Raw genomic sequence first — 14,741 nt, 5'->3', positions numbered from 1 at the left:
TTAGGAATGGCGCTAACACGCGATAACGTTATGAGGAAGTCGCGAAGCGGTGAAGTTTTGGCTTCTGATATCTATTAGGAGATGCCCCGATGAAATGTAAGTTTGCGTTTTTGGTGTTTTGCCTTCTCACGTCAGCGTCAATGGGTGCTTATGCCCAGACAAGTGAGGCTTCTGCCCCAGCGCCTCAATCAGCCAAGTCGATTAGGGCCGCTGATCGCGCGCTTTCGAAACAAGTGCGAGCGGCCCTGATCAAGGCGAAGATTGTCGACACGCCGACCATCTTCGTGCGTGCGAAGAATGGATCGGTCACGCTCGCAGGCTCGGTCAGCGACCAGTCTCAAATCGAGCGTGCTGGCGAAGTCGCCCGAGGTGTAAGTGGAGTAAGCTCGGTCAACAACGCACTGACGATCCGTCAGCCCGGTCAATAGAATCAGACTGCTCTGGGTATCATTCAATGGTCCGTGCCACCCAGACGGTCGTTTGCCCCCTAAACAATACGATTCATTGTAGGGATGGACGAGCGCATCCAAAACACGCAGGTCATCAGCCATCGTCTCACTTTCCAGTGATTTTAATGGAGTATCTCAATCGACTTCACTGACTTCCAGAGCAGCAATCTGCTGGAACGGTCTGGCTTCAAGACCAGGTGACATGCGCTGAACGACTCGTCTAAATTGATTGATCGCGACATTGGTGCTGGTCGCCGCCTTTCGCCACGCGATCCGCAGCTCATAATCGGGTAACGGATCGGTCAGGTACGCATAAGATGCGCCTGTAGAAAAGTTTTCAGCAACCCATTTCGGTGCGAGTGTCACACCGATCCCGGCGTTGACCAACGACATCAGGGTATGAAGCTGCTCAGCCTCCTGTGTCACCCTGGGCATGTATCCCGCCCCCGAACAGGCCGCGACAATCATCTCCAGCATCCGGGTCCGCTTACGCGTGGGGAACAGGACGAAAGGCTCAGTCGCTAGTTCTCGCAACGAGATGTCACGGCGACCGGCGAGGCGGTGTTGCTTAGGCAGTACAGCCACGAAGGGAGCAGCAGCGAAAGGTTCCGTACAGATATCCGCATCCAGTGGCGCAGGTGACGGAAAGATGGCGATATCGATCGCCGAGGTATTCAGCGCTTCGATCTGCGCGATGCGGTCAAGCTGCCGCAATTGCAGATCAATCGACGGAGCTTGACTGCGAAACTCACTCAAGATTGCCGGCAAAGTCGCCCAGAGCGCGACGTCAACGAAGCCGATCGTCAAGCGGCCGACCGTGCCGCGAGCGCAAGCGCGCACCCGTTCCAGCCCTTCGTCCGCCCGTTGAAGGATTGCATAGGCTTCTGGCAGAAAAATTTCGCCTGGAATGGTGAGACCCACCTTTGGGCCAATGCGTGTGAACAACGTGAATTCAAGCTCCTCCTCCAGAAGCTTGATTTGCCGGCTAACCGCCGACTGCACGACATTTACCTTTTCTGCCGCACGACCGAAGTGCAGCTCTTCGGCAACAGCCACGAAATATCGAATCCTGCGCAGATCCATGGGGATCACCTCAAGAGTCAAGTGCAACGTTTAGCAAGTCCAGCGTTTGGCAACTCACTGTCCACGACGAACTCGGGCGCATCTCAGCCAGCTAATAGACGACGCGCCGTGGCGCGCCAGTTCACGCAAAACTGTCGAGGCGCTTCGCCCAAGTCGTGCGATGGCCTATGCGGCGCCTCTCTAACGATGTTCGATCATGGTGACCGCGCGCTCCTCCGTGTTGAGCGTCTGTTTTGCAAAAATCAGTCCAGCATGTGTCCGAGCACGGCTTGTTTTGTTCTCAGATAGAAAGCGTTTTCGCTGTTTGGCACCGTTACTAGGGGCACGCGTTCCTCGATGCTCAATCCGAACCCGGAGATGCCTTGATACTTGCGCGGGTTGTTTGTCATCAGCCTCATCTTTGTTACGTCCTGGTCATGGAGAATCTGGGCGCCAACCGCGTAATCTCGCGCATCCACCTGGAGACCCAATTGCAGATTTGCCTCAACGGTATCGAGGCCCTCATCCTGCAACGCATAGGCCCGCAGTTTCTCGGTCAATCCGATGCCTCGCCCTTCGTGTCCCTTGAGATAAACAATAACGCCGCGGCCTTCTGCTGCAATCTGGCTCATCGCCAGATCAAGTTGTGCACGGCAATCGCATCTGATCGACCCGAACACTTCTCCAGTGAGGCATTCCGAATGAACACGCACAAGAGGCGAGTCGTTTCCCTGCAATTCGCCCATTACCAGCGCCGCGTGTTCCTGCCCAGTAAACGTTTCCTTATACCCATACACCGTAAACACACCATATCGGGTGGGCAGACGCGCGACCGACATGCGTTCTACGATGCATTCATGCTTGCGGCGATACGCAATCAAATCCTTGATCGTGATAATGGGCAGCGAATGTGTTCGCGCGAACGCCATCAATTGCGGCAACCTCGCCATCGTTCCATCGTCGTTGACGATCTCGGCCAGCAAGCCACCAGGCGCCATCCCTGCGAGTCGCGCGAGGTCAACCCCTGCTTCGGTGTGTCCGGGGCGACGCAATACGCCGCCGCGCACCGCACGCAACGGGAAGACGTGTCCCGGCCGGTTAAACTCCGCAGCGTCGGCATTCTCGTCGACGAGTGCCCTGACGGTGATGGCACGGTCGGCCGCCGAAATTCCCGTCGTCGTACCGATGCGATAGTCCGTGCTCACCGTGAATGCAGTACCCATCGAATCGCTATTGTTCGCCACCATCAGCGGAAGCGATAGCGCGTCCAAACGCTCCCCCGGCAGCGATACGCAAAGCACTCCGCTCGTGTAGCGCACCATAAAGGCAATGTCGGCCTCAGTTGCGGCCTGCGCAGCCATAATCAGATCGCCTTCGTTCTCGCGGTTTTCGTCGTCCACTACGACGACCATCCGCCCGGCCGCAATCGCGCCAATTGCGGTTTCGATCGAATCTGTCTTCACGTCCCGTCTCCTTCATTCCCAAATCAATATGGCACGGCGCCCGCGATCAGGCTGAAGCGCCGTTCGTGAAACTACGAGATCTGCGGGCGGGAAAGTCGCCAACAAAGTCCCGCCCGCCGGCGTCCGATATAAACACCCGCTCGAGCCGCACATTGCCCCAGCCTGCGGCACGGGCCACAATTGCGGCTAGGTTCTAGCAATCATTGCCGGCCTCACGGCCTTGAGTGTTCGCCGAGTCGGCTCGGGCATCCGCTTCGGTCAGCACCTGATGCCTGGCAATGAATGGGACTGTGACCACCACTGCTTCAGCAAAGCGTCGCAATGCCTGCACCGAGCCATGCACGCTGTTGTATTCCTGCGTGCCGATGCGACCATCCAGCGTGATGTGCATCCCTGAAGCGATGGCCAGTTCGATAATGTCCATCAGTCGTCTCCTCCTACACATGGGTTCCCTGCTAATCCCGGCAAGCAATCGACCCATACGATGTGGTTCCTGGGTGCCAGTTTTGCCCCACACAACAGGTACATCTACGTCGCGACGCAATTAATTTAGAGCGAACGTTGGCTTCTTCGAGGCAGGAGGAAAAACACTCCATGACCCATCGTCGTGACGGAAAAAGAATATTTTGATTGCAACACCGGCCCCAGTCGATTCGAAGCACACGCAGCGACCTACAGGCGAATGCACACGCGATGATCGCGTAAGTCGATAGGTGCCGTCAGACGGGAAACCAAACCATTTTTCAATGAGCCACCGCAACGAATTTACATCCGCATGCATTTTGGCCTCCTAATTTCCTCTACTGAATCACTCGCCCCGATTTGCCTTCTCGTCACTGACGACCGGATCCACTCGCGAGTCATCGGGCGCGCGTACTGTCGCTCGCTTCGCACGTGGTGCGCTTCCTGAAGTGCCGTGCTGGACGGCGTCGATGAGAATCATCGGCCTCGCCGCAATACTATCGGAGCGCCTGCGATATTCGTCTACGAGAACACAGCCGATTTTAAAATCATCATATATTTATATTAATAATATTCATCATCGTTTATTAATTGCAAATCAGCGCGTCTCTTTCGCTAACCAACACGATATTCGACGGGATCTGTGTTCCATCTGTCCGAACTCTTCAGTGTGGCCAACTTCTTCATCCGAGCGAACTCCACGACTTGCCTGCCGACCGTTTCTAGAGAATCGGCTACTTTGGAATCGATACATTCATCGTTCACAAAGATTCCACCTGAGCTATTGATCGCGGCTCCAAACGGCGTAGGCCAACCACGCAGGGCATGGGTAATTGTCCGCAATGTGACCAAGGTACTGCCTGTCGCCTGCCAGCCATAGGCCGTTGCTATCAGACCAACTGGAACACCCTCCAGATACGGGCGACTATCCTTGGCCGTCTCCTCAAGATAGTCAATTGCATTTTTCAGCAGTCCGGAAATCGTTCCATGGTACCCAGGGCTGGCAATGACCACTCCGTCGGCAGCCCTGATTGCTCTCAAAAGCAGGACCGCGCATGGGTTGTCGGCGGCATTCGACACAAGATAGTGGGGCAACGATGCAAGTACTTCGCCCCCAAACATCTGTACATCAGCCCCCGCACTCTCGGCCGCGGACATCGCGATCCTGAGCGATTTTTCAGTAGATGAACCCGGCGTAGACGTACCACCGAGGCCAACTATGAAGGGACGAAAGTTATCTTCGGACGACATCGTAAATCTCCAGAAATTGCTGAGGAAGCTCGGACAGATAGCCCCTCGGACTCGCCATACTCGCCTTGATTACCGGGCATCATCCAGAAATGGGAGCGGCAAGTTCTTCAGGCCACACAACACTTCCATCGCGCCACGGATAAAACGTAAGGAATCCATATCATTACATCATCACCAAACCCATCATTGCTCCCCGTGCGAGATCCCACGCGATCAACATACGGGGACTACATCAAAAATGCTCCCTCACATTGTCAGTTCAGACGGATCCGACCGTCATCCGAGTCACTGCGCAAAGTACTCGCCAACGATCAGTTCCAACGGCTATTCAATGTCGACCGCGTTCAGTGACCCGCATCTTCTCGCCATCGAATTGCCCCAACTACCATTTTCGTTAGCGTTTCAACCAGCTCAGAGTCATCAATGTTTCGATTCAACAACTCCAGGTCACCATTTGCGACAACCCAGTTGTAGCAACTGAATTCAACCATCGAGCAAAGCACCGAGCTTGCAACTTCCGGATCAACGCCCTGGCAATAACCGCGACGCTGCGCGAGGCGAATTCGAAGGCTGGCGATGCGGATGCCCTGTGCACGAATCTGCCGCCACATGTCCGCGAACGACTCGTTCACCATCGCGGCCTGAAAGACCGCTACGGCAACCGCCCCGTGTTCGCGGTAAGCCCGCCAGAACGCACGCACCACCCCGCGCAAATTGTCAAAGGGGTCCAGTTCGATCCCGCTGGGGGCGCCAATATTGTCTTGCACTGCGATCCGGAATTCCTCAGCAAGTGCCAGAAGCAGTTCCTCTTTGTTTCGGAAGTACTGGTAAAAGGACCCAATTGCTTTACCCGCCTCTTCCGCGATATCACTAATCTTCGCGTTGTGATAGCCGTCTCGCGCCAACACGCGGCGGGCCGCAGCCTTGATTGCCGCTTCCGTCTTACTACGCTTCGTGCTTTCGCGAAAACGCCCCGCCTGTTCGATTGCCATGTCTGCGCTACCCACCTATCCGACTTCCATGCAGACAACTATAGCAGCCCGATATCTAAAATGAAAGTGAATTCATATTCATTTTAGATATCGGGGCACGACCCTGACGCACACCACCCTGATGCGCTTCAGTTCGCGCGGCGAGATCGAGCGTGTGAAGATCATCGAGGCGGTCGTCCAGCTGCGGCTGACGGTCGTGCTGGCGGCCGAACGGCTGAGCTGTGTGAGCCGCCAGGTCAGCCGGCTGGTGCGGCGCTACGAGGCTGCAGGACCGGCTGGGCCGTCGCGATCCTCCGTCTGCAAACCTTGGAACATGAGCTGATGCGCGATCAGATGGGATTTACCAGCCGTCCGGTTCACGAGGCGTTCAGGCGCGTCGCAAATTTCTTCAATCGGTCGAGGCGGCGACCTACAGCGGTAAAGCGCAGACAATTGCCGTCTTACCCAACGGTCACTTACTGCTTGCCCGCAGCGAGTTGCTCGTTGCGCTCAGCGAGAAACCGGATCAGACCGTCCACACCGCTTTCCAGGATCTTGTCGCTGAACTGCTGCCGATATGTCAGGATCAGCCAGACGCCCAGCACGTTCAGGTCATACAAGCGCCAGCCCTGCGGCGTGCGGTACAACCGGTAATCGATCTCGGCTGGCTCGCCGTTCCTGGTCGCAATCGTGCGCACCACCACGTCCGTATCGGTCGGCGCAACGTGTATCGGCGGGTACTCGATCCGTTGATCGGGTTGGAGCTGGCCGATAGCGCCCGAATAGGTGTGGATCAGGAGCATCTTGAACTGTTCGACCAGTTGCTGTTGCTGTGCCGGCGTTGCCGTCCGCCAGTAGTGGCCCATCGCGAGCGACGTGGTGCGGCGAAAATCGGTGTAAGGAATGATGTCGCGGTTCACGATATCCATGATGCGGGAAATATCGTCCGGCTCGATCGCCCGGGTGCGCACCTCGTCGAGTATCTGCTGCGTCGCGGTCTTGATCAGAACCTGCGGCTCCGATTGGTCGACTTGCGCGTACGCCGCACCGCCAAACGAGAGCAACGCCGCGCAAAGCGTCACTAGATAACGTGTCTTCATGTGCAGGATCCCGGCTGGATGGGTTAGCGTGCTGCTACGCAAGTATCCTCCATCTACGCGCAAACATCTCGCGCCAGCACTCGTCACTGTTGAAAGTCAGAGGGTGACGCTTGACACACACGAACCCGACACGGGAAAAACCGAGCGCACTGCACGCACCATCGAAGCTCATTTGAAAGGCGCTTTTTCCGGTTCCGCTGCGTATTTGTCCCGAAGCGCGTTCACGCAGGTGGTGAACCGCGTGCGGAAGCCGACGGGATCGGCGCTCGGCGGTCTGAGTCCATCCGAAGTAACGTGCCATCCGTCGGACGCACGGGCGACGTCCAGATCGAAGGATGCGCCCGGTTCGTCCTCGAGAATCACCGTCTCGCGCACCTCGCGCCCGCCGGCCTGGATGATCGCCTGGCAGCCCTGGTGAAGCTGCATCGGGGCATGCGCGCTGCTGCCCGGGGCGATGTTATCCGGGGGGGCGCCGTACATCCGTAGTGATTCGAATTGGGGCGGTGTTCCGGCGGTAACGAATGCGACGTCGGCCTCTGATATCCCGTCGCTACAGCCGCTTACCAGGTTGGAAAGCGCAGCCAACATGATGCCGGCGAAAGCGCGGCGTCGATTCGATGTGTCGTGGCGTAGCATGGTTGATCTGGGAATACGTGGACTCGGAGCCATACGCTAGATAACGGCATGCACGCCTGAATCTTTATACCGAATCACCGATGCCCAGCAACCGCGCTGACTTGCGGAACCGACAATTCCTCAAAAACCGGTTCCAGACGCCGATCCGCAGGGGCGTCGCTGAAGAGCACAACATCGCACTTCCCGCTTCTTCTCAATGTTCGATCTGCCCTGCTGCAATATCCTCGAGCGACCTTCCGCGCGTCGGCACCCCCATGAGCACCACGGCCAACGCACCGGTCAGCAGCACCAGCGTCGTCGCACCGAACACCCCGGCAAAGCCCAGCCGCGGATAGACGTACCCGACGAGGATAGGCGCAGCAATCGCACCCAGCCGGCCAATGGACGAAGCGAGTCCGGTGCCCGTTGCGCGCACGTCGGTGGGAAACACCTCCGGGGTATAGGCATAAACGCCGGCATAGGTGCCGTTCATGAAGAACGAAAGCAGGATGCCCGACACCATGATGCCGGCATCCGTATGCGTCAACGCGAGCCCGAGCGCCGATGCGCCGCCCAATATCATGTATGACGCGATCGTCGCCTGCCGGCCGATCTTCTCGTTGAGCCACGCGCCTGAAAAGTATCCCGGGATTTGTCCAAGGTAAATCACGACCGAATACGAAAAGCTCCGCGTAATCGTCATCCCGTTCTGCACCAGCAAGCCGGGAATCCACGTGAAAAAGGCGTAGTAGCTGAACGTGATGGATAGCCACATCAGCCACGTCATGGCCGTGATGCGCGCGAGCTTCGCCGACCACAACGCTTTGACATTCGCGACGATCGAGGCCCGTCCGGCCGCGAGCGGAACGGCTCCGCCGCGCACGGGAGCCAGCGGCTCCAACTGCATGCCCGCTTTGGTCACCTCCTCCTCCATCCGCGACACGATCGCATCGGCCTCCGCGTGCCGGTCGCGCGCCTCGAGCCAGCGCGGTGACTCGGGCAACGCGCGGCGCCACCAGAGCAGCATCACAATGGGCAACGCAGTGATGACCATGACGGCGCGCCATGCATTCGGTGCGAGCGGGATCACCAGATAGCCGAGCAGTGCGGCCGCCACGAAGCCAAAGGAGAAAAACCCCGCGAGGCTGCCCGTGAAACTCCCGCGATATCGCCGCGCCACGAACTCCGAGAGAAACGGCGCGACGATGGCGCTTTCCGCGCCCGTCCCCAACCCGGCGACAATGCGCGTTCCAAGAAAAAATCCCCAGTCATTCGCGACCGCGCTGGCAAGCGACGCCACACAGTAAATCACCAGCGCGACCATCATGACCTTGCGTCGGCCGATGATATCGCCGAGCATGCCGGCCACCATCGCGCCGACGAAATAGCCGATGAACGTGCCGCTTCCCAGCACGCCCGTCTGGACACTCGTCAGCCCCCATTGCGTGCGCAGCACCGGCAGCAGGAACGCGAGCACGGCCGCGTCCATCGCATCGAAGGTGTAGCCAAGGCCGCCCATCAACAGCAGACGGCGGTGAAAACCTGAAAACGGCAGGCGCTCGATGCGGTCAGCAATCATCGACATGAACAGGCTCCGATAGGGACTGTGGGGTGCCGCGGATGCAGGGGCATACGGTCAAACGTTTTCGAGCTCGTTGACGAAGAGCTGGCCATCCTTCATCACGAGCGGAATATGCTCGCCCTGCCCCAACAGGCAATCGACGGATTTCAGCGGATTGCCATCGACCACCAGCACATCGGCATGGGCACCCGGCATGATTCTGCCGAGCTTGTCCTGCATGCCCAGCACTTCTGCCCCAACAATGGTCGCGCTCACAATCACCTCCGCCGGTGACAGGACGTCGGCCAGGATCCGGAACTCATCGCTTTGCAGACGTTGCGCCTCGCCGAGCAAGTCCGTGCCGAAGCCCATCTTGACCCCGGCGCGCTTCATGATTTCAATCGAGTGCAGGCCGGCGCCATGCACGTCCGCAACTTTCGCAATGCTTTCCGGCGGCAGTCCATATTTCTCGCCTTCGCTTGCAAGGGCATCGTAAGTGACAAGGGTCGGCACCACATACGCACCGTGCTCTGCGACGAGGCGGGCGGTCTCCTCGTCAATCAGATTGCCGTGTTCGATCGTGCGCACGCCACAGCGCACCGCGCGCGCGATCGCCGCAGCCGTATAGGCATGCGCCAGTACATAGGTGCCGCGTCCCTGAGCTTCGGCTACGATGGCGCGGATCTCATCTTCGGAGTAACCGAATGCGCCGACCGGATCGGTCGGTGATGCAACCCCGCCCGAAGCCATGATCTTGATCTGGTCGGCGCCCATCTGCAGTTCCTCGCGCACGGCCCGGCGCACTTCATCGACGCCGTCTGCCACGCGGCCAAGCGCGCCTACGCGCACGCAGCATCCGCAGGGTGAATCGGGCGGCATGTAGTCGGAGCGGGCGCGCGGATCGGCATGACCACCCGTCTGGCTTAACGCGCGGCCGGATACGAAAAGACGTGGACCTTCGATCAGCCCTGACTCGACCGCCTGCTTGAATGGATACCCTGCACCCCCTGCGTCACGTACGGTGGTGAAGCCGCGGCGCAGCATCGCACGCATGATCGGCACCGCACGCAGCGTAACCAGCACGTTGGGGAGCGTCGCGACGCGCGGCAGATTGAACTCGATCGCGACGACATGCACATGCAGATCGATCAAACCCGGCATGATCGTTTTGCCTTTGACGTCAATGACGCGCGCGCTGCTGCTTTTTATCGGCTTGTCAGACACTTCGCGGACGAAGCCGTCTTCAATGAGGACTTCGAAGCCTTCTAGCAGATCAGGACGGGTAGGATCGAGAAGCGCGCCGTTACGGAAGAGGAAGGTGGTCAACTGTTGTCTCCTTCAGGGTTCGATCGCAGCGCCCGGCATTCGGGCCTCGCTTCGAGTATGCAGGCTAGCGTATGGAAGCGCTGCCAGGATATTCATCAGGGTCGGACTAGTAAGCTTAAAGTATGTGCGCTGACGAACACGTGGCGCGAAGCGGCCCGCGTTCGCGGGTCGCGGGGTCATGCTGCACCGCGACGGCTTCACGCTGGTACCGTAAAAATGTCGAAAAAGTTTTTCCCACATATTGATCTATTGGACACCTCAGCATTAAGATGGGTGCCTTGGCGCGCGACATGCCACCCGAACGCAGGGTGACATCCCGTAGCAGCCATCCCCGAATTGATCCTGCTCGCGAAGCGAGGCCAACGGATCAGATTCCCAGCGAAGCAACAGGCTCAGCCAGGAGACGGAGATGCTCAGTCCACATGAATTCGCTACCCTCATGCTGCTCAAGGATGCACCGGATCTGCTGAGTCTGGACAGCGCCGATCTGGAGGCGCTTCTGGACCGCCAGCTCGTCACGCTGGAAAACCTCGCTTCCGGGCAACAACGTCCTCTCATTACCGATGACGGACAGATGTTTCTGAAAGCTGCCGCTCGTATCCTGAACGACGAATGACACGTATCGCTTGATCCGTTTCATAGACAAGGAGTGTTCCGTGGCCGAATCGGGAACAGGAATCGTCGTGGGTCTGTGCGCGCTGAGCGCCGCCGTGCTGCTGGTTGCCGTTCACTATTGGCGCGAAACGATACGGCGGCGCAAGCTCATGCAGATGGACCATCGCGATTGCTGGGAAGTGATGCGCCCTAGGCGCTGAAGATGCGCTTCCGGACCCGTCAATGGTCACGACATGAAGCGGCTCACGTGGTTCATGCGGATTTCGGCAGCACTCCTTTGTAGATTCTCTCGGACCTGGGTCCGATTCAGCAGCCCTTCGCGCTCAAGCGACACATTCTGCTGGCCCTGCTCTACTGCAAGCCGCTCGCCGTGCGCCTTGTACCGTGCCATCGTTTCACCGGACTCATCCAGAATCGGTCCGGTTTCAGAGAAGATGCGCGCCTCCTCCCTTATTGCGCCACACAATATTTAACGTGACATGCTGTCTGTCATACGACTGAAAGGCACTATAGTAGAGAGAATTTCCAGCCAGCAGAGGGAGTTCGAGTATGAAAGCACGTATGTATCGCACCGCAACAGGGATCCTGATCGCCGTCTTGCTACCCGTCTCAGCCGCTCAGGCGCAGCTCGGAAACCTGCTCAACCAGAGCGGAGGTGGCGGATCGACCGGCGGCCTCGGGAGCCTCGGTGGCATGGGCAGTGCCTTGTCAGGTCAGTCACTGACGTCTGGCAGCACCGGCAACGTCGCGGGCGTGCTGGAGTTCTGCATCAAGAACAACTATCTCAGCGGCAACAGCGCCTCTTCGGTCAAGGACTCGCTGATGAGCAAGCTCCCGGGCGGTTCCAGTTCGGCCTCGTCTGACAGCGGCTATACCAACGGCGCCAAGGGTATCCTGAGCAGCGGCAGCGGCCAGCAGTTGGACCTGAGCGGTGGCGGCCTGAAGGAAGAGGCCACGAAGCAGGTCTGCGACAAGATTCTCGCGCAGGGGAAATCCCTGCTGTAAGCACGCGTGGTGCAATGCGTGTTGCTCGTTGCCGGGGCGGGTGCGTCGCGCGCTGCGCCCTCTCCCCGCGTTCGCCGCTCCCAATTCAGAACGCGAGTTCCAGCCTCAACGATTGCCGCCACCGTGGCCCGGAAACGTGCGTGGCGCGGCTTCTTCCGCATCGCGGCGTCTGGGTCGGGAATGCGAGTAGACATGCAAGTTCCCTGCGGAAATAATGTAAGACCCAAGCCCGCATGTTATTCATGATCCGGAGATTGCCACTATGAGCGCAGGTGAATTACTTCTCAAGATGTTCCGTTATCAAGCGTGGGCTAATGGTGAATTACTTGAGGCAATGAATGGATTGAGCGCTGAGCGCCATCCGGCGGAATTGCATCTTGCCATCCGGCTTATGAATCATTGTCTGGTAGTGAACAGAATTTTCGCAGCGCATCTCGTTGGCGAAAGTCAGCACTTCGCGTCGGACAATACGCCAGAGACCCCAGAGCTCGCGGAACTGCGTGCTGGCCTGGCGGCTGCAGATCACTGGTACCTTGACTATGTAGGGACCGTTACTCCGGCCATGCTGTCCGCATCTGTGCCCTTTACGTTCACGGATGGGGACAGTGGGTATATGACGCGCGAAGAAATGCTGACCCACGTCGTTACCCATGGCGGCTATCATCGCGGCGAGGTAGGGCGAATTTTGGTTCAGGTTTCCAATGGGTCGGAGCAAGGTATCAAGTTGCCCTGGGACACCTACGCCGTGCATCTGCACAGAACAGAACCCTCGCGCCGACTTCGTAGCCTAGCGGCTTTGCCAGAGGTCGTTCATATCGAGGAAAGGTGAACGTCGGCCAACACCTACGCATTCGGCTCGTGATCACCAGCGGGGCACATCGCGACGAGCACGCTGCAACTGACTCTGTCCAGCAGCCGCCCGTCGTTTTTGCCGGCCCACCAGCGCGCCAGGCGGGTGGCATGGCGGTGACCCACCACGATGAGGTCGACGTTCAAATCCTTCGCAAACAGCGGGATCTGATCCAATGGCTCGCCGACGGCGAAATGCCCGGTAGCCTGGATTCCACGCGCCGCGAGCTTCTTGAGTCCCTCCTGAAGCAGTTCTCTGGCGGCCGTCTCGACGACGTCAAAGGGCACGGCGGAGGTGATGTCTGCGCTCTGCACCCATGCCGAGTTACTCAGGATGGAGAGTACGTGCGTTTCCACACTGAGTTCCTCGACCAGCGCGGCCGCCTCTCTCAGCGCCTGCTGCCCTTCACGGGTTGCGTCATAGCAAAGAAGCACACGGCCGAAAGCCGACATACACCCTCCTTTCCTCTTTCACCGCGCCGGCGCGGAAGTCAATCCGGCTGCGCTCGCCGCGCCTCGTCCAGAACGGGTGGCCAGCCATCCGCACACGAATCTTCCTAGGCTCCATTATATATCACCTCTTGATATAACTTGGAGCGCAGATATGTCTGCCCCTCAACGTGCATTGTGGGCCACCGCGACGATGAACGAGCGCTCGTGAAAATTCGATGGGGAATGGCCCCATCTTCGCTACGGCTGACCGAAAGCGCCAAGATATATCACAATGCAATATAATCGCGACGATTGTTTATTTCGTTTCGCGCGGGCTTCCCCGCCAGGTCATGGCCTCGCGATTGACTTCGTGTCCTCTTTTTTCCGGTCAGATCTTGTTTCGATCCATCGCAATCAGCTGGCTTTCCAGCTTTATTCCCGCCCCGATTACGGTCAAATGGCAGGAGCGCGCGCGATCCTGCCTCGGCGCGCTGCTCGGTATCGCGTTCACGGGCGGTTCGATGCATCTCCTGCTCGGACACGCGGCGAACATTCCACTGCTCGTCGCACCAATGGGTGCCTCGGCTGTATTACTGTTTGCCGTGCCAGCGAGCCTGCTCGCTCAGCCATGGTCCATTGTGGGTGGCAACCTCGTTTCTGCGACGATTGGCGTGACTTGTGCGAGCACGATTGCGGACCCGATCCTGGCGGCGGCCCTCGCTGTCGCCCTGTCGATCTGCGGTATGTTCGCCCTTCGGTGTGTTCATCCGCCTTCGGGTGCTGTTGCGTTGACGGCGGTGCTAGGCGGTCCCACGGTGCATGCGCTGGGCTACGCTTTCGTGCTTGAGCCGATTGCCGCGCAGTCGGTCGCCCTGCTCTTTGCAGCGATCCTCTATCACGCCGCCACCGGTCATCGCTATCCGCACGCCGGCCGCCAAAACCGGGGCCAGGCAGGCACACCCGCCGACGAAGCGTCGCGTTCAGGTTTCACCAGAGCGGATCTCGAAGCGGTTCTGAAAAGGCGCAGCGAAATGCTGGACATCGATCCGGACGACCTCGAGTCACTGCTGCGCGAGACGCAGCTTCAGGCGTTCTCGCGAACCTTCAACGAACTAACGTGCGCGGACATCATGTCGGGTCACGTCGTGACGGTCGCGCCGGACACCCGGACCGCCGCCGCCTGGGGCCTGCTCAAACGCAATCATGTCAAAGCCCTGCCTGTCGTCGATCCGGCGCAGCGGTTGCTCGGCATCGTGACCCGCGCGGATCTGATCGACAAGCGAACACTCGGAAAAACCTCCTCCATCGCCGCTTACTTCGACGGCTGGCTGCGTCGAGATCCGCTTTCCGCACCGAATGTCGGCACGGTGATGAGCACTGAAGTCTGCACTGTCGAGGCGGCATCGCCGATTACCGACCTCGTGCCAATGTTCGCGAACTACGGCCACCACCATATTCCAGTACTCGATGCCACGGGCCAGGTAGTCGGCATGATTACGCAAGTGGATCTGATCTCCGGCCTGTATCGTCAGACCTTCGCGAAGGACAAGCAGCCTGCATGACGACGGCACACCACCGCT

At 58.7% G+C, this 14,741-nt stretch carries 18 protein-coding genes; 7 read left to right on the top strand and 11 right to left on the bottom strand.

The genetic code is table 11. The features are described from left to right. Positions 1 to 89: 89 nt before the first annotated feature. A complete protein-coding gene (locus GNZ12_RS16120) occupies positions 90 to 428 on the top strand; it encodes a BON domain-containing protein (protein ID WP_172311415.1) in 339 nt (112 codons plus the stop codon). Positions 429 to 584: 156 nt separating this feature from the next. Here GNZ12_RS16120 and GNZ12_RS16115 read toward each other — a convergent pair whose 3' ends face one another. The 5 genes from GNZ12_RS16115 to GNZ12_RS16095 all read right to left on the bottom strand — a co-directional run bounded on the left by GNZ12_RS16115 (position 585) and on the right by GNZ12_RS16095 (position 5,679). Continuing rightward, positions 585 to 1,532, bottom strand: a complete 948-nt coding sequence (locus tag GNZ12_RS16115) for a LysR family transcriptional regulator (protein ID WP_172311413.1) — start codon at positions 1,530 to 1,532, stop codon at positions 585 to 587. Positions 1,533 to 1,774: 242 nt separating this feature from the next. After that, positions 1,775 to 2,974 carry a bifunctional 3,4-dihydroxy-2-butanone-4-phosphate synthase/GTP cyclohydrolase II gene (locus tag GNZ12_RS16110; RefSeq protein WP_172311411.1) on the bottom strand — a complete coding sequence of 400 codons (1,200 nt, stop codon included), beginning with the start codon at positions 2,972 to 2,974 and terminating at the stop codon, positions 1,775 to 1,777. Between the two features lie 193 nt (positions 2,975 to 3,167). Then, positions 3,168 to 3,398, bottom strand: a complete 231-nt coding sequence (locus GNZ12_RS16105; RefSeq protein ID WP_172311310.1) for a hypothetical protein — start codon at positions 3,396 to 3,398, stop codon at positions 3,168 to 3,170. 653 nt (positions 3,399 to 4,051) lie between these two features. After that, entirely contained in the window at positions 4,052 to 4,687 is a 636-nt protein-coding gene (locus GNZ12_RS16100; protein WP_154559326.1) for an NADPH-dependent FMN reductase, read from the bottom strand. 344 nt (positions 4,688 to 5,031) lie between these two features. After that, a complete protein-coding gene (locus tag GNZ12_RS16095) occupies positions 5,032 to 5,679 on the bottom strand; it encodes a TetR/AcrR family transcriptional regulator (RefSeq protein WP_172311409.1) in 648 nt (215 codons plus the stop codon). Between the two features lie 121 nt (positions 5,680 to 5,800). Between GNZ12_RS16095 and GNZ12_RS16090 the strand changes: the two genes are divergently transcribed. Further along, positions 5,801 to 6,001: a helix-turn-helix domain-containing protein gene (locus GNZ12_RS16090; RefSeq protein ID WP_172311407.1), complete on the top strand. Its 201-nt coding sequence runs from the start codon at positions 5,801 to 5,803 to the stop codon at positions 5,999 to 6,001. 133 nt (positions 6,002 to 6,134) lie between these two features. On the opposite strand, the gene GNZ12_RS16085 is transcribed toward GNZ12_RS16090, so the two are convergent. From GNZ12_RS16085 to GNZ12_RS16070, 4 genes are all read right to left on the bottom strand, one after another. Further along, positions 6,135 to 6,758, bottom strand: a complete 624-nt coding sequence (locus GNZ12_RS16085; RefSeq protein ID WP_172311405.1) for an MlaC/ttg2D family ABC transporter substrate-binding protein — start codon at positions 6,756 to 6,758, stop codon at positions 6,135 to 6,137. 168 nt (positions 6,759 to 6,926) lie between these two features. After that, the gene (locus GNZ12_RS16080; protein WP_172311403.1) at positions 6,927 to 7,394 is read right to left on the bottom strand and encodes a hypothetical protein; all 468 of its coding nucleotides are present in this window, start codon (positions 7,392 to 7,394) and stop codon (positions 6,927 to 6,929) included. Between the two features lie 193 nt (positions 7,395 to 7,587). Further along, a complete protein-coding gene (locus GNZ12_RS16075; protein ID WP_172311401.1) occupies positions 7,588 to 8,958 on the bottom strand; it encodes an MFS transporter in 1,371 nt (456 codons plus the stop codon). Positions 8,959 to 9,009: 51 nt separating this feature from the next. Beyond that, positions 9,010 to 10,260: a metal-dependent hydrolase family protein gene (locus GNZ12_RS16070; protein WP_172311399.1), complete on the bottom strand. Its 1,251-nt coding sequence runs from the start codon at positions 10,258 to 10,260 to the stop codon at positions 9,010 to 9,012. A 409-nt stretch (positions 10,261 to 10,669) separates the two neighbouring features. Here GNZ12_RS16070 and GNZ12_RS16065 point away from each other — a divergent pair, with 409 nt between their 5' ends. Next, complete coding sequence (locus GNZ12_RS16065) at positions 10,670 to 10,876, top strand: hypothetical protein (protein WP_172311397.1); 207 nt, start codon at positions 10,670 to 10,672, stop codon at positions 10,874 to 10,876. 40 nt (positions 10,877 to 10,916) lie between these two features. Further along, positions 10,917 to 11,075, top strand: coding sequence for a hypothetical protein (locus tag GNZ12_RS16060; RefSeq protein ID WP_172311395.1), 159 nt, complete (start codon positions 10,917 to 10,919; stop codon positions 11,073 to 11,075). A gap of 26 nt (positions 11,076 to 11,101) precedes the next feature. On the opposite strand, the gene GNZ12_RS45535 is transcribed toward GNZ12_RS16060, so the two are convergent. Then, a complete protein-coding gene (locus GNZ12_RS45535; RefSeq protein ID WP_172311393.1) occupies positions 11,102 to 11,266 on the bottom strand; it encodes a hypothetical protein in 165 nt (54 codons plus the stop codon). A gap of 158 nt (positions 11,267 to 11,424) precedes the next feature. Between GNZ12_RS45535 and GNZ12_RS16050 the strand changes: the two genes are divergently transcribed. Both GNZ12_RS16050 and GNZ12_RS16045 read left to right on the top strand, forming a co-directional pair. Further along, complete coding sequence (locus GNZ12_RS16050) at positions 11,425 to 11,880, top strand: DUF2501 domain-containing protein (protein ID WP_172311391.1); 456 nt, start codon at positions 11,425 to 11,427, stop codon at positions 11,878 to 11,880. A gap of 262 nt (positions 11,881 to 12,142) precedes the next feature. Then, complete coding sequence (locus GNZ12_RS16045; protein ID WP_172311389.1) at positions 12,143 to 12,709, top strand: DinB family protein; 567 nt, start codon at positions 12,143 to 12,145, stop codon at positions 12,707 to 12,709. Positions 12,710 to 12,723: 14 nt separating this feature from the next. On the opposite strand, the gene GNZ12_RS16040 is transcribed toward GNZ12_RS16045, so the two are convergent. Next, positions 12,724 to 13,182, bottom strand: a complete 459-nt coding sequence (locus GNZ12_RS16040) for a universal stress protein (RefSeq protein WP_172311387.1) — start codon at positions 13,180 to 13,182, stop codon at positions 12,724 to 12,726. Positions 13,183 to 13,556: 374 nt separating this feature from the next. Here GNZ12_RS16040 and GNZ12_RS16035 point away from each other — a divergent pair, with 374 nt between their 5' ends. Next, positions 13,557 to 14,723: an HPP family protein gene (locus GNZ12_RS16035; RefSeq protein WP_235993758.1), complete on the top strand. Its 1,167-nt coding sequence runs from the start codon at positions 13,557 to 13,559 to the stop codon at positions 14,721 to 14,723. Positions 14,724 to 14,741 lie beyond the last annotated feature (18 nt).

Source organism: Paraburkholderia solitsugae (genome assembly GCF_013177695.1).
Lineage (GTDB): Bacteria > Pseudomonadota > Gammaproteobacteria > Burkholderiales > Burkholderiaceae > Paraburkholderia > Paraburkholderia solitsugae.
The sequence above is the reverse complement of the archived record's forward strand: the minus strand, read 5'-3'. Positions and strand labels throughout refer to the sequence as shown.

Coding starts and splice junctions, on each gene's coding strand:
- GNZ12_RS16105 (WP_172311310.1), bottom strand. CDS start 3,398: ATGGACATTATCGAACTGGCCATCGCTTCAGGGATGCACATCACGCTG.
- GNZ12_RS16095 (WP_172311409.1), bottom strand. CDS start 5,679: ATGGCAATCGAACAGGCGGGGCGTTTTCGCGAAAGCACGAAGCGTAGT.
- GNZ12_RS16045 (WP_172311389.1), top strand. CDS start 12,143: ATGAGCGCAGGTGAATTACTTCTCAAGATGTTCCGTTATCAAGCGTGG.
- GNZ12_RS16080 (WP_172311403.1), bottom strand. CDS start 7,394: ATGCTACGCCACGACACATCGAATCGACGCCGCGCTTTCGCCGGCATC.
- GNZ12_RS16075 (WP_172311401.1), bottom strand. CDS start 8,958: ATGTCGATGATTGCTGACCGCATCGAGCGCCTGCCGTTTTCAGGTTTT.
- GNZ12_RS45535 (WP_172311393.1), bottom strand. CDS start 11,266: ATGGCACGGTACAAGGCGCACGGCGAGCGGCTTGCAGTAGAGCAGGGC.
- GNZ12_RS16090 (WP_172311407.1), top strand. CDS start 5,801: ATGCGCTTCAGTTCGCGCGGCGAGATCGAGCGTGTGAAGATCATCGAG.
- GNZ12_RS16120 (WP_172311415.1), top strand. CDS start 90: ATGAAATGTAAGTTTGCGTTTTTGGTGTTTTGCCTTCTCACGTCAGCG.
- GNZ12_RS16085 (WP_172311405.1), bottom strand. CDS start 6,758: ATGAAGACACGTTATCTAGTGACGCTTTGCGCGGCGTTGCTCTCGTTT.
- GNZ12_RS16115 (WP_172311413.1), bottom strand. CDS start 1,532: ATGGATCTGCGCAGGATTCGATATTTCGTGGCTGTTGCCGAAGAGCTG.
- GNZ12_RS16100 (WP_154559326.1), bottom strand. CDS start 4,687: ATGTCGTCCGAAGATAACTTTCGTCCCTTCATAGTTGGCCTCGGTGGT.
- GNZ12_RS16040 (WP_172311387.1), bottom strand. CDS start 13,182: ATGTCGGCTTTCGGCCGTGTGCTTCTTTGCTATGACGCAACCCGTGAA.
- GNZ12_RS16065 (WP_172311397.1), top strand. CDS start 10,670: ATGCTCAGTCCACATGAATTCGCTACCCTCATGCTGCTCAAGGATGCA.
- GNZ12_RS16050 (WP_172311391.1), top strand. CDS start 11,425: ATGAAAGCACGTATGTATCGCACCGCAACAGGGATCCTGATCGCCGTC.